General features: G+C 53.3%; 11 protein-coding genes. 7 read left to right on the forward strand and 4 right to left on the reverse strand.

Going from position 1 to position 13684, the window contains the following annotated elements; translation table 11 throughout:
- Positions 1–102: 102 nt before the first annotated feature.
- Positions 103–2139, reverse strand: coding sequence for an NADH:flavin oxidoreductase (locus KW839_RS00480; protein WP_218423390.1), 2037 nt, complete (start codon positions 2137–2139; stop codon positions 103–105).
- Between the two features lie 193 nt (positions 2140–2332).
- Between KW839_RS00480 and KW839_RS00485 the strand changes: the two genes are divergently transcribed.
- The 4 genes from KW839_RS00485 (at position 2333) to KW839_RS00500 (ending at position 6421) form a co-directional block, all read left to right on the forward strand.
- Positions 2333–3322: a 2-oxoglutarate and iron-dependent oxygenase domain-containing protein gene (locus tag KW839_RS00485; RefSeq protein ID WP_218423036.1), complete on the forward strand. Its 990-nt coding sequence runs from the start codon at positions 2333–2335 to the stop codon at positions 3320–3322.
- Positions 3323–3544: 222 nt separating this feature from the next.
- Complete coding sequence (locus tag KW839_RS00490; RefSeq protein ID WP_256352439.1) at positions 3545–4456, forward strand: glyoxylate/hydroxypyruvate reductase A; 912 nt, start codon at positions 3545–3547, stop codon at positions 4454–4456.
- A 1131-nt stretch (positions 4457–5587) separates the two neighbouring features.
- A complete protein-coding gene (locus KW839_RS00495; RefSeq protein WP_218423038.1) occupies positions 5588–5857 on the forward strand; it encodes a hypothetical protein in 270 nt (89 codons plus the stop codon).
- 189 nt (positions 5858–6046) lie between these two features.
- Positions 6047–6421 (forward strand): hypothetical protein, encoded by a 375-nt coding sequence (locus KW839_RS00500; protein ID WP_218423039.1) that lies wholly within the window; start codon positions 6047–6049, stop codon positions 6419–6421.
- Between the two features lie 483 nt (positions 6422–6904).
- Here the strand turns inward: KW839_RS00500 and KW839_RS00505 are convergent, their stop codons facing one another.
- Together KW839_RS00505 and KW839_RS00510 are read right to left on the reverse strand one after the other, a co-directional pair.
- Positions 6905–7771 carry a site-specific integrase gene (locus KW839_RS00505; RefSeq protein ID WP_218423040.1) on the reverse strand — a complete coding sequence of 289 codons (867 nt, stop codon included), beginning with the start codon at positions 7769–7771 and terminating at the stop codon, positions 6905–6907.
- A gap of 309 nt (positions 7772–8080) precedes the next feature.
- Positions 8081–9082, reverse strand: coding sequence for a tyrosine-type recombinase/integrase (locus KW839_RS00510; protein WP_218423041.1), 1002 nt, complete (start codon positions 9080–9082; stop codon positions 8081–8083).
- Between the two features lie 437 nt (positions 9083–9519).
- Between KW839_RS00510 and KW839_RS00515 the strand changes: the two genes are divergently transcribed.
- On the forward strand, positions 9520–10125 hold the full coding sequence (locus KW839_RS00515; RefSeq protein WP_371318029.1) for a class I SAM-dependent methyltransferase: 606 nt from the start codon (positions 9520–9522) through the stop codon (positions 10123–10125).
- Positions 10126–10391: 266 nt separating this feature from the next.
- On the opposite strand, the gene KW839_RS00520 is transcribed toward KW839_RS00515, so the two are convergent.
- Positions 10392–11618, reverse strand: coding sequence for an ATP-binding protein (locus tag KW839_RS00520; protein WP_060542102.1), 1227 nt, complete (start codon positions 11616–11618; stop codon positions 10392–10394).
- Between the two features lie 392 nt (positions 11619–12010).
- Here KW839_RS00520 and KW839_RS00525 point away from each other — a divergent pair, with 392 nt between their 5' ends.
- On the forward strand, positions 12011–13069 hold the full coding sequence (locus tag KW839_RS00525) for a 3-keto-5-aminohexanoate cleavage protein (RefSeq protein WP_060542103.1): 1059 nt from the start codon (positions 12011–12013) through the stop codon (positions 13067–13069).
- Positions 13070–13357: 288 nt separating this feature from the next.
- Complete coding sequence (locus KW839_RS00530; RefSeq protein ID WP_218423043.1) at positions 13358–13606, forward strand: hypothetical protein; 249 nt, start codon at positions 13358–13360, stop codon at positions 13604–13606.
- The last annotated feature ends 78 nt before the right edge of the window (positions 13607–13684 follow it).

Below are 13684 nucleotides of genomic sequence, written 5' to 3' on the forward strand. Positions count from 1 at the left end.
CCTGCTGAAGGGCCTTCACTGCAGTAGACGTCAGTCGGTTGCGACTATTCGGCCTTGAACGACGACCCGCCCGGTCACCAGTTGGAAAGGGCGGGTGCTGATTCAGATTTCTTTCACCAGGCGCAGCGCGTCGTAGATGGCTGCATGGGTATTGCGAGCAGACACTGCGTCGCCGATCCGGAACAGCTGGAAGCGTCCTTCGGGATTGGTGACGATGTTCTGTGCCGTGCCGGCGATCAGGTCATGCTGTTCTACTGCGCCGCCATTGGTGGAGAGAGGACGCAGGTCGAAGTACAAGTCGTCCAGCGGAAGGGTGCCGTGGTTGACGACCACCTGATCTACCACGCGCTGCTTGTGAACCTGTCCGTAATCGCTGCCAAAGGTTGCAACGAGCCCGTCGTCACGTTTTTCCACTGTATCGACCCGGTAGGTCACGGTGAAGGTGACGTCCAGGTCCTGCAGGCTGCGCATGTAGGGCACCAGGTTCATGGCCATGACTTCAGGTGCAAACGAGCGGTCAGGGGTGACGATCTCCACGGTCGCACCGCTTTGCGCGATGACCTCTGCAGCCTGCAGGGCAGCATGATCCCCCGCATCGTCGAAGATCAATACGTTGCGACCGGGCTTGATGTCGCCGGAAATGATGTCCCAGGTTGAAACCACGAGTTCGTTGCCTTCGCGGAGCACCTCGGTATCAGGGAGGCCGCCGGTCGCAATGATGACCACGTCAGGCTCGAAGGCTTGCACAGTGTCGGCTTCGGCCCAGGTGTTGAAGTGAAACTTCACCCCCAACCGTTCGCATTGCGCCATGCGCCAATCAATGATGCTGATCATCTCGCGACGACGCTCGCTCAATGCAGTCAGACGAATCTGTCCGCCAGGTTGGTCAGCCGCCTCAAGCACCGTAACATCATGGCCGCGCTCACCCGCGACCCGCGCCGCTTCCAGCCCGGCAGGGCCGGTACCGACCACCAGCACCTTGCGCTTGACGGCGGCTTTGGGAATGTCATGAGGCATGGTGGTTTCCCGCCCCGTCGCCGCGTTGTGGATGCAGTAGGCCGCGCCGCCCTGGTAGATGCGATCCAGACAATAGTTGGCACCCACGCAAGGGCGAATGTCTTCTTCGCGCTTCTCGATGATTTTGCGCACGATGTGCGGATCGGTCATGTGCGCGCGGGTCATACCCACCATGTCCACCTTGCCCGAGGCGATCGCGTAGCGCGCGGTGGCGACATCGGGAATCTTCGCGGCATGGAAGGTCGGGAAACCTGTCGACGAGCGGATCTCGCCAGCGAAGTCGAGATGAGGCGAGTTGCGCATACCCTGAATCGGAATGACATCAGTTAGCCCCGCATCCGTATCGATGTGACCGCGCACGACGTTCAGGAAGTCGACCAGCCCGCTGTCCTTAAGCATGTGAGAAACCTGCATGCCCTCTCTGGCAGTGAAGCCGCCGGGCAGTTCTTCATCGCCGGTGTAGCGAACGCCCAGCAGAAAATCTTCACCGACCCGCTGGCGGATGCCACGCAGGATGTCGAAGGTAAAGCGCATGCGGTTTTCCAGCGAGCCGCCATAAGGACCGTCGAGGTCATTGGTCAACGGGGACCAGAACTGGTCCATCAAATGCCCATAAGCCTGAAGCTCCAGGCCATCGAGACCTGCCGCTTTCATGCGCTCCGCAGCGTCGACATAGTCCTTGATGATCCGCTCGATGTCCCACTCTTCCATTTTTTTCGGGAAAGAGCGGTGTGAAGCCTCGCGGCGGTGTGAAGGTGACACCACGGGTAACCAGTCGGCCTTATCCCAGCGGGTACGGCGGCCCAGGTGAGTCAACTGGATCATCACTGCCGCGCCATGCTCGTGGCATTCATCGGTCAGGTCCTTCAACCATCCGACTACTTCGTCCTTGTAGGCGAGCACATTGTTGAACACCGGCGGGCTGTCTCGGGATACGGCAGCGGAACCGGCGGTCATGGTCAGGGCGACACCAGCCTTTGCGCGCTCCACGTGGTAGGCGCGATAGAGATCCTTGGGCATGCCGTCCACAGGGTAGGCCGGTTCATGGGAGGTGGTCATGATCCGATTTCTGAGGGTCAGGTTCTTGATTTTATAAGGTTGCAGCAAGGGATCGCTGGACATCGAGGTGCGCTCCAAATTGAGCTTCATCAGGTTCGGTGATTTGAAATTAGGGTAAATGTACACCTATGTCAACATACGCAGACACAGGTGTACATTTTGCTTGCGTGACAAAAAAACGAGGATTAACATCCGTCCAAACCAGGACTGATATGGCTCGTCCGCGCCGGTCATCCATTTTGGAAAGGAGAGAAACGTGACAGAGTTATTTGATATTCGTTTGGCCAGCAAACAAACTGCGTTCACTGAAATTCCGGTCATCGATATTTCGCCACTTCTAAACGGTGAAAATCCGCTGCAGGTGGCAAGCCAAATCGGTGAGGCATGCGAAAAGGTGGGTTTTTTTTATATAAAAAACCACGGCGTTGAGCAGCAATTGATAGATGAGATGTACACGCTTACCAAACGTTTTTTCAAGCTCGCTCCCGAGGAGAAGAACAAACTTAATATCGTAAACTCCGGGCTTACGCTGCGTGGCTATATTCCGATGTATGCAGAAAACGTAGACCCCGCCAATACCCGTGATTTCAAAGAGTGCTTTGATTACGGAGCTCATTACGATGAGGTTTCTCCATTTTTTGGTCCTAATCAGATGCCATCCGGACTTCCGCAATTCGAGGCGGTCGCCGAGGCTTATCATGGCGCCGTGTTGGCGCTCGCACGAATGCTTATTGGAGGGATCGCGCTGAGCCTGGGTTTACCACAGGATTACTTTGAGCATCGTCAACGCAAACCCATCACCATTCAGCGGGTTTTGCGTTACCCGCCTCAGATCGGAAGGGTTTCCCTGGAGGAGATTGGTATTGGGGCTCACACGGATTACGGTTTTTTGACTGTTCTGTCCCAAGACGCAGTGGGCGGTTTGCAAGTCAGGAACCGGGCAGGGGAGTGGGTTACCGCCCCACCCGTTGAAGGCACTTTTATTGTCAATATTGGTGACTTGGTTCAAACCCTTACCAACGATCGCTATACCTCGACTATGCATCGCGTCATCAATACGAGTGGTCTTGAGCGTTATTCGATACCGTTCTTTATTGATCTGGATTTCGATGCGGTTGTTGAACCAGTGCCCACTTGCGTGAGTGCGTCTACACCTGCGAAGTATGAAGCATACACTTGTGGCAAACACAAATTTAAGCGATTCGTTGACAGCTACGCACATCTGAAAGAAGTCGAGAACGTGTAATAGCTCTTTTGGGCACGCAAGTGCTTGATTCAACATATCGTTGAGTCGTCATTGCGGAGCTAAACTCAGCGAAGTATTAAACGTGACGGGATGCGCTGTCAGAGCAATGGCGTATTGGAAGATCGTGTGCTGGTCGAGAGAATCGCGGGAAAAGACGAGGCGCTACGTAGAGCGTCTCGTGCTCGAAACTTCAATAAGGAGTTTTCAATGTGCCTCCTATACATGGCAGACCCCGACGACGCGAAGAAATGGCAGGACTGCTTGTCAACTTTCGCTCCTGAACTAGAGTTCCGCCAATGGCCTGAAATCGGGCACCCGGCCGAGGTGCACTACATTCTGGCTTGGGAGCCTCTCGCCAACCTTGCTGAGCAGTTTGGCAATCTCCGACTGATCTACGCTGCCGGGGCGGGGGTTGATCAGTTCGATTTGGCTCACGTGCCTGAACATGTGTCGCTCATTAGACTGGTAGATAGTTCGATGGCGGACATCATGGCCGAGTATGTTCTGTTTGGTGTTCTTGCCTTGCATCGAGACATCCTCGCTTATCAAGAGGATCAGCGCAGTGGTCGCTGGCATCCTCGACCCATCTTCCGCGCTTCACAGCGGCGTGTTGGTGTCATGGGGGTCGGCAATCTAGGGCGAGCTGCGCTTGATCGCCTTCAGTCATTGGGGTTTCAGCTCAGTGGCTGGAATCGCTCTATGAAGGACGTACCTGGCGGAATCTGTTACGTCGGCCCGGAGCAGCTAGATGAGTTCTTAGGGCAATGCGATATCCTGGTAAACATGCTTCCACTAACACCCGAAACAGACGGGATACTCAATGCTGCAAGGCTTGCTTGTCTTCCTCGCGGCGCTGGACTCATTAACGTAGGACGTGGTGCCCACTTGATTGAGCAGCATCTGTTTGAAGTGTTGGATGAAGGCCGTCTGGGAGGTGCTGTGTTGGATGTATTGGTACAAGAGCCTCCCTCGCAAGGGAGCCCTGTCTGGAAACATCCGCGCATATTATTGACACCTCATGTCGCGAGCGATGTACAGATATCAGGTGCTGTGGCAGTGATAGTCGAGAATCTCCGCAGAGAAAAAGAGCGAAAGCCTTTAGTGAACGTAGTCGATCGCTCGAAGGGCTATTGAATCCAGGGAAGCATCTGCGCCACACGAACCTTCCGGTACGCCCAGGCGTGTCTTGTGATTTTTCAGGCGATGCACATCTATGCAACAGGCTCCCGCGAGATTCACTAGAGCTGTGCTCGAAGGGTCACGCTCATGACCGGCCGTCGAGAAGACTTGGCAAGAAGTGGGGATTCATAGGACTCCAGCTGTCGGCTATCCAATTGATGAGCCGGTCGGCGTAAGGGACGGAAACGGAGTTTAGTAACAGGCCAATCGAAGGGAGGTTGAGAGGATGGACGGCAAGGGCAGATTTTCGAGGAAAAGGGGTGTTGTGGAAAAAGCGACTGGGTGGTTAGGGGAAATGGACACCTATGCGCATCTATAGAGCAATACACGATTTAACAGAGTAGGTCGTTTCGCTGGGTGTTGCGTTTCAGCTTATGCCTTAAGCGCCCAGATTTCCTAGGCTTGTGAGTTGAATTCTTCGCCTGCAATGAAAAAGCTATGTTGCTCGTCTAAGTCCGCGCCCTGTTGCAAATAATTTGTTACACATCGAGCGATCCAATGCGGCCGGCGATCCGATAATAGCTACCGACCTGCGATCATGGGGCGAAAACCCCATCTAATTGCATCTCATCCAAATGACCGCTATTTGGCCGTTCTCTGCCTGTCGCGAGAGGCAGAAAACGACCTTTCCGGCCAGACGTGGAGGTACAAACTCGTCCGCGCAGCCCAGCTGCTGCTCCATATCTTTGCCCTGAATAGGCCGCCGAGCATATCGAATTAATATCACTTTTTCTCATATGCCACATGTATCGCACTTCATGTCGCAAGTCATTAAGCGCATGCGACAAACTTACACGCTACCGCGACACCTTAACTACCAGGCCCAGGTGAGTCATCGCATAACTTAGGACTTACTCAGAGTTTTGGCTTAGAGCGAAACGTCCATCTAACGAACCGGTAGCGTTGTAGCTATTTCTTAGGGCATAGGGGTTGATCTCGCGCACTTTTACTGAATAAGTGTGTTGCGCTCGGCTCTATAGCCTCCGATGTGCTATGCTGCATCAGACCTCCTTCGCAGATCATTAATCTAAAACTCTCCCAACTATGAAGACTCCCCAATATATCCACCCCGTCACCAAGCAACCTATGAGCTATGAAGAGCTCATTGAAATGCTTGAGCGTACAGCTATGGATCGTAAAATGATAACGTACATGGAGTCTGCCCTCCTGTTACGCAAAGATTCCCGTAGGGCGGAACTGATGGTTGCGTATTCGGCCTCCGCTCTCCAGGGGCTGCTAGCTCAAGGTGCCAAGTACCAAGGTCTTGATGCAATGGAAGATCTTGTAGCGCAAGCTGATGAAATAGCCCGCTTTATGACCGATAAAACTATGAGAGCTGAGTTTTATCGCGAATAAATATAATGTGATGTAATACTGATTTTCTCAACAACTTCTGAAGGTAGTTAATTACATAAAGTTATCGCAATCCATGCCAAGAATTTAGGCATCACCAATAAGCATCTTATTTCGGTTGGCTTTATTTGTTCGATGGATCTACTCAATTCAGAAAGTGTTCTTTAGGCTTCATTAGGTGTGCATATAGCTATGCCCAAGCTCAACGACTTTAAGCAACAAATTTATTCCTGCGAATGCAAATTCTGCCGGGCAATTGTTTGGCTCGTAAAGGATTGTCGAGCGCAGCTTCAGTTTGCTCCGAGCCGAGCAGGGCGACTGTGCGAGCTTGCCGTTGTGGCTGCATCTGGTGCGGAGGGCATTGCGGAAAGCGAGGTAGTCGGTAAAAGAAGGGCATATGCTCAACATCTAGGCATTGAACTTTCTGGTCCTACCAGTAATGCTGAAACGCCAGTTCACATCCAATGGGCGCTTGAACACTCCAACCACGATCCTAAAGCCGCAAACCCTGTAATCATTGGTCAGGCCCGGGCCACATATTCGGCGGGCCGCTACTTTCTAAAGTAAGACACTATTGCCCTTATAGCTCTTGGCTGTTCCGGTAGATGGTAGATGGGTAGATGGGTAGATGGGTAGGTGGGTAGGTGGGTAGGTGGGTAGGTGGGTAGGTGGCTTTGGTATGATCATAGTTTGTGTATTTCGACGAGTCCCCTGTCGATGGCATCTACAATCCAGCCCAGTGGTCGACCTACTTTTCCCTGAATATTAGGTTCAAGCAGTTCTAGAATATGGTGTGCTTGGGAAACGGTTAAACCGTCCATCAACGATACGACCTGCCATGCCCGCGCCCTTTGTGTTTTCGGTCGGTAGGGCTCAACCTCTTTATTTATAACTCGGACTATTTGATCGCCGTGCTTATGGAGTGAAAGGCTGTTTTTTCCTGCCGGGATGCTTGCTAGGGGAAAAAGAGCTGGCTCTTGATATATCTCACCTCTGCTGTTTGCCACTATCTCTTTTATCCGCTGGATGACTGTCGCCCACTCTGGTTTACTACCAAAGTACGAAGGATGACCAATTGGCAAATTCAGTAACGACCGGCCGCAGGCTTTCGACTACGGCTTCATGAACAGCGGCATCTGATAACGGCAAGAATTTTCGGCAGGTGTAGCAACTCAGAACCGGATTTTTCGAGCATAGTGACTGCCCTGCCGAACAACCGCCAATGCCAGCAATCGGTATACCGTGCGGTATCCCACCAATCTGCTGATCAGGGGGAAGGCGAAGGAGAGCATTCTTGTCGATAGTCCGTGTCCTGGCTACTTCGGCCACACTCGAATAGACAGTGGAAATCGCGAGCGCTTGATTGATCCGTTGCGCCTGAGTTGGGGACGCATCGAAATAGACGTTGGCCGTCAGGGTGGTTGCATGTCCCATAAACTCGGACAGCGCTATGTGTGATGTACCGGCATCTGCCAATCGTTGGGCTGCGGTATGCCGAAGGTCCGTGGGGGACCAGCGCGTACCAGTGATTTCCTCAATGAGATCTCTTACAGCAATCGACAGCCTCTGAGGAGACAGATTGAAATATTTGTCTGGTGGGGTGCCGTTGGCAACAGTCGTGAGAAGTCGTCTAGCAGTGTATTCGATGAAGATCGAGCACCATTCGTGCTTCATTCGCCGGGTGACCCTGCGCTGTGCTTCGTTGTCTCGCTGTTTTAGTAAGGGGATTGCCAAATGTACCGCGCCATTTTCGTAACATCGGACATCAATTGTTTTTATACGGGCGACTTGACCTGGCCTGCATCCATATTGATGAGAAATGACCAAAATACATGCATCTCGAAGCTGGGTAGTTACTTGGGCCTCAGGGCGCCTGCTGACGGAATCGGAAAGCTCATCCAAGTAGTCGATCAGCAATGACTGGTGATCCAGAGGCAAAAAGCACTCTCCAGTTCGAACGGTTTTATAGATATCACGGACTGGTGACTCTAGCTGGCTTACATATGGCCGCATTTCGGGCCGCCACAACCCGATGGACAGATTGCAAAGTGAATGGACCACTGTTCGAAGGTTAAGCGCGTAAGCCCAAGAGATCCGAACTCTCCGGTTCACGAATCGAATGGTATTTTTCATCAAAATCATCGTAATAGCGGATGACGCTTGGAAGCTGTGTCAGCTCGGCGGTGATGACTGTAATCTTGCTTGTTAACTCTGATCCCGCGTGAATCATTGTTCTTTCCCGGAAAGCGATCTGAGTGCTGTGAGTACGCGATCATAGGTTTCGTCCCACATGTCTGCGGAATTCGACTCAAAATATGCTCTTGCGTAATGCCGTGGCATGGGTGAGGAGGGTGACCATCCAAAGAAAATACGAAGCTTCTCGGTCGCAATATCAAGATCATCACCCAGCGAAACGTATCTCCCAAGTCGATATACAGCACATGTATGCCGAAGATCATGTGCCGTGATGCCCGACTTGTTACGTGCGGACAATGCTTTCTTTGCTGAAGGTGACAAATGTTCACTGACTACTTCAAAGACACGATGAATTGACCTGAGCGAGAGAGCTTTACCGTGTTGGGATCCGAACAAATAGCTATGAGATGCCCTGTGACGATAGTTACCCAGCAATATGTCCGAAACTGCAACGACTTCCTCTGTTAGTGGCAGCTGCCGTCGGGAGTGAGCGGTCTTCAGGCTTGGAGCATTGAAGCGACTATCCTCATCTTCGTAAGGGCTTTCGGCTACGTTTAGCCAGAATTTTTCGCCCCCAGTCGTTATGTCAAAGTCAGACTTGATTGCGTCCGCAGGCAGAATAGCGATCTCCCCACGCCTCAGCCCAAGGTGAAGCATCAGGAGAAACATCAGGTAATTCCGCCACTGCAGAGCTTCAGTCCGAAATGGATTTCGTGGCGATGTTGGCGAGAAAATCTCGTAGATGTCTTCGACAACCGTTGCAGGTAATGCTCGTATAGCGGCTGGAGGTTTTGGCCTTGCTGGTGAAACTTGGGAGTACAGGCGATCAAGCCTCATAAGCCGGCTGTGGATCTTGCCGTAATCATTAGCAGATGAAGCGCTGAGGTGACTGACAGTGTCTGCAACGAATGATTTCGCGGATCCCCATGCCTGGTTGTTATTGATGCCACGCAGTCTGCCATCATTTCTGAGGTTAGCTAGAAAACTACCCAGGGCGGATTCCAGCGATGCCATATTCAGCTCGGAGAGCATTCGATCCAGAGCTCCCGGCCCAAATTGTTGGTCAGTCGCCTGGTAGAACCTCTCAACCGCATAAAGATGGTGACCCCGCGTTGTAAGTCCCATGTTGTTTTTGAGGACATCTGCCCACACAGTTGCCCAAAACCTGGGGAGGCCCAGATCATCAACCAGAAGCCAACCCTTGGTCGACTTGGGAATAGACGGATTACGAAGCTTGATGCATGCCATAGGCCAGCGATGCTAGAGACGTAGACCTAGCGCTGGCAAGCCTTAAATTAAGGATCTGAGGGAATGCATTTCGTTGCTGACGTCCTAATTTGCAACACCTTTGAAACGGCACTCACTTAACATAATATACATTATGCGACATTATGGATATTCCATACCGGCCATTCCCCCTGTACATTTCAACGCACAAACCCCACTTCGTACTCAAAGGACGATTCCCCGTGCATGAAGCCGCCAGCAAAATTATCGACCTCTACGAACGACATGCGCAAACCTGGGATCGCATTCGCTCTCGTCTTGGTACCGAACATTCATGGCTGGAGCGTTTTCGTCGGGTTATGCCTGACGCTGATGGCCAGGTCCTCGATCTTGGTTGTGGCTGCGCCGAACCAATGGCCAGTTACTTGATCGACGCTGGTCACGCCGTATGCGGCATTGATTCTTCAGAGTCGATGATCGAATTTTGTCAGCAGCGTTTTCCCGGACAGGATTGGCGTGTGGCGGATATGCGTCGAATGGACCTTGGTCAACGTTACGCAGGGATTCTGGCGTGGGACAGTTTCTTTCATTTGACGCCGGAAGATCAGCGCCGAATGTTCCCGATCTTCCAGGCCCATGCGCAACCAGGGGCTGCGCTTATGTTCACCAGTGGGACGGCCCACGGGATTGCCCTTGGCACCTTTGAAGGTGAGACGCTTTACCACGCCAGCCTGGACCACGGTGAATACGTCGATTTGCTCAACCGCCATGGTTTCAGGGTTGTCGAGCAACTGACGGAAGACCCGCTGTGCGGTGGGCACACTGTCTGGCTGGCAGTATTTGAATGACGTGGGTAGCACCCTGCTCGTCTCTATATATGATTAAATTATAACTAAACTAAACATCTATTTAGTTGAGTTATAATTTATTCGTGTTTGACCGTAAATGGCCTACGAACTTTTCCCGTTAACGAACTCATCCCTTCCCTGCTCTATCGATTTAACGAGACGGGAGAAAAATGTTCTCTGTCAGCCCAACCCGATACAAATGACTAGCCAGGTCGAATGCTATCGGGTGGGCCACTCTGTGCAATTACCCGTTGCATCTCACCGCGTCAGGGAGCTTTGCGAGCAGTACCGGCACCTACGGGCGGCGGCTGCCAATCGTTACCCGGCATGATTCGTTTCATGTACTGATCGAACATCGGTACGGTGAATGCGGTATCACCGTGGTTTGGGCTCCAGATCATGCCTTTGGTAATAAGGCTGCTGCGTATTGGCCCAAGCGACTGACTGGTCCGGCCAAGCCGTCCGGCAATATCGCCAGACCGGTGAGGCCCTGCCCCTAGATCGGCCATCGCTCTTAAAAAGATTTTTTCTGCGACCGTCATCCGGTCAAAACGAACCCGAAAAAAGCTTTCATCCAGAGCCGCTATCGCCAATGGCGAGGCGTCCCTGACGTCCTCAACGGTGATGTGGTCGTTGCTCGCTACATCCCAGGAACTCTTGCCCCATTCTTGAATGAAGTACGGATAGCCTTGTGTCATGGTGACCACCAGATCGGCTGCATCCGGATCGACAATCACTCCCTCGTCCTCGGATGGCTTTACGAACGCTACTTTGGCTTCAGGTGGCTCTAACGGACCAATCTCTGGATAGTCGAACAATCGCTCAGCGTACGACTTTGCGTTTCCAGCACGCCCACGGAGTTGCGGTAGACCCGCACCCACAATTGTCACTGGAAGGCTCAATTGCGATACGCGATGGAGCGCAGTAATCAGAGCGGCCAGCTCTTCCTCGACGACGTACTGAAGTTCGTCGATGAAGATGACTAATGCTGTCTCGGCACCGCGAGCCGCTTCACCTACCTGAGTCAGCAAGGTGGTCAGGTCGCCTTCGAGATCGCCGTTGTCGGCCAGTCCTGCCTCAGGCTCGTAATCGAAGCCGACTTCAATGTCTTGATAGGTCACCTTCAGAGAGCGGGCAAACCCTGTCAGTGCTCTGAGTGCACGTATAGCCTTATCTTTGGCGGCCTCGACTCTACTGATGCGAAGCAACGCGGAACGCAGCTGCGGAGCCAGCAAGGAAGGCAGAGATCGTCCTTCCGGCGCCTCTGCGTAGGCGGTATGGATACCGGCGGTCTCTGCATCAATGAGCATTCGATTCAACAAGACGGTCTTGCCGACACCTCGCAAGCCGACCATAACGATACTTTTAGACGGACGCCCGACCCGTAGGCGCTCGATGGAGATGCGTAGCTTCTCGCGGATAACGTCACGCCCAGCAAGCTCGGGGGGACGAGTACCGGCACCTGGAGCGTAAGGATTGCGAATGGCGTCCATGGGGTTCTACTCAAATTAGGTAGTTTATCTAAATTCGATAATATGCCTATATTTCGATAGATTCAACCCGACCGCCCCTCCGCCGAGGGTACTTCGTCGCGACCTGACAAACGCTGCGAGTGCCCTCCTCCATTCAACATTCCGGGTCCCATTGGCAGTGCGGTGGGGCATTTCTTGCCACTCGCGCCCATCGTTAGAAATTCAATTCTTTGCAACACGTGTCATGAAATGAAATGCCATTGTCGTGCGATGAGAAGCGCCTGATCAGGCCCTCGGCCTACAGTTCAACGAGCAATACCTACCCTGACTTCGCAAGATGGAACGCGCGACCTATCGGCACCAAGCCTTTTCGGCGTTCCGCTTAACAATAAAAAATATTTTAGAGATCCTCTATGAACTTCCTTGACGGCCACCTCTTTACTGAGAACCAGCAGCCCCTGATCATCACGGCAGCACCCTATGCACCGTCGTGGCAGCCCTCTGACTTTCCCGAGGACATCCCGGTAACCATGGAGGAGCAGGTCCAGAAGGCCGTGGATTGCTACAACGCTGGGGCTACCGTGCTGCATTTGCACGTGCGTGAACTGGACGGCAAGGGCTCCAAGCGTCTGTCGAAGTTCAACGAACTGATCGCCGGTGTGCGTAAAGCTGTGCCGGAAATGATCATTCAAGTGGGCGGCTCGATCAGTTTTGCACCGGAAACCGAGGGCGCCGCGGCCAAGTGGCTGAGCGACGATACGCGCCATATGCTGGCCGAACTCGATCCCAAGCCGGACCAGGTCACGGTCACCGTGAACACCTCGCAGATGAACGTCGTCGAGCACTGGGATGACGCCGACATCAAGGGCACCTCGATGGAAGACCCGGCTGTCTACACCGCCTACAAGGAAATGACGGTGCCGGCGCAGCCGGGCTGGGTGGAAGAGCACGTGCGGCGCCTGACGGCCGCGGGCATCCAGAGTGCTTTCCAGTGCTACAACATCAATAGCTTCGACTCGGTCGAGCGCCTGATGCGCCGCGGCATCTACAAGGGCCCGCTGGTGATGAACTGGGTGGCGATCGGCGGCGGGATGGACGTGCCTAACATCTACAGCCTGGCCAACATCGTGCGTGCCGTGCCGGACGGCGCCGTGCTGACCGTGGAAAGCTCGACGCGCAACGTGCTGCCGGTGAACATGATGGGCATTGCGATGGGCCTGCACGTGCGCTGCGGCATCGAGGATAACCTCTGGAACCAGGCGCAAACGGATAAAATGTCCACCGTTGAGCAGATCGAGCAACTGGTGCGCATCTCCCGCGAGTTCGGTCGCCCGATCGCCACCGCCCAGCAGGCGCGCGAGATCAGCAAGATCGGCGTGTTCTACGACACTGTTGAAGAAAGCCTGGAGGCCAATGGCTTCGCGCCTAACCGCAACGGTGCCCAGCAGGGGTTCTTGCGCAGGAAGGCCTGAGCCATTTTGTGAGGGGTAAGCGTATGGGGCTGGACTGGATGGAAGAGTCCAGTCCCATTCGCTCATGGAATATGAATGGCTGCTTTGGCACAGATGGTGTGAAAACTCACTTCGAGGCGTAGCGGTTGACCTGTTCAGGAAGCCCAGACCTCAGTCCATATCGGTGCCCCCTCCAAAGCCTGTCTCGACGCATCAAAATAATCTGAACCGCTTTGCGACGCGCTCGCCTAATGATCAGCATGTGGATAGTCCCACAGGCAAAGTGCCAATACCGGCACACTCCGAGAGGTGGTCAACGTGGCTAAAGACGAGAAGAAAAGCAAAGGTGACGCTTCGAAAGCCAGCAAGGATTTGAAAGACAAAAAGTCATCACCGGCAAAGAAATCAGAGGCGGCCGCGGCTCTTTCGAAGTCTTCCGATAAGAAAGACAAGAAAAAAGCTGCCGAACCAAAGAAATCTGCAAAAAAGGCTGACAGCAAGCCAGAAAAGGCCAGCAAGTCAGAGAAGGCAGAAAAGCCGGCGAAGAAGAAAAAGTGACAGCTGCTGTCTGCCAGGGCTTTATGCCCTGGCTTTCTCAGGTCGTGTTGCACTCGACTCCACCCTCTGGATCTGGCG

Origin of the sequence: Pseudomonas sp. PDM31 (genome assembly GCF_019218965.1) — a bacterium.
Lineage (GTDB): Bacteria > Pseudomonadota > Gammaproteobacteria > Pseudomonadales > Pseudomonadaceae > Aquipseudomonas.

Bases quoted from the DNA above. Each gene is read 5' to 3' on its own strand.
- KW839_RS00495 (WP_218423038.1), top strand. From the start codon at position 5,588: ATGAGCTATGAAGAGCTCATTGAAATGCTTGAGCGTACAGCTATGGAT.
- KW839_RS00500 (WP_218423039.1), top strand. From the start codon at position 6,047: ATGCCCAAGCTCAACGACTTTAAGCAACAAATTTATTCCTGCGAATGC.
- KW839_RS00490 (WP_256352439.1), top strand. From the start codon at position 3,545: ATGGCAGACCCCGACGACGCGAAGAAATGGCAGGACTGCTTGTCAACT.
- KW839_RS00525 (WP_060542103.1), top strand. From the start codon at position 12,011: ATGAACTTCCTTGACGGCCACCTCTTTACTGAGAACCAGCAGCCCCTG.
- KW839_RS00480 (WP_218423390.1), bottom strand. From the start codon at position 2,139: ATGTCCAGCGATCCCTTGCTGCAACCTTATAAAATCAAGAACCTGACC.
- KW839_RS00520 (WP_060542102.1), bottom strand. From the start codon at position 11,618: ATGGACGCCATTCGCAATCCTTACGCTCCAGGTGCCGGTACTCGTCCC.
- KW839_RS00510 (WP_218423041.1), bottom strand. From the start codon at position 9,082: ATGCTCTCCGAGCTGAATATGGCATCGCTGGAATCCGCCCTGGGTAGT.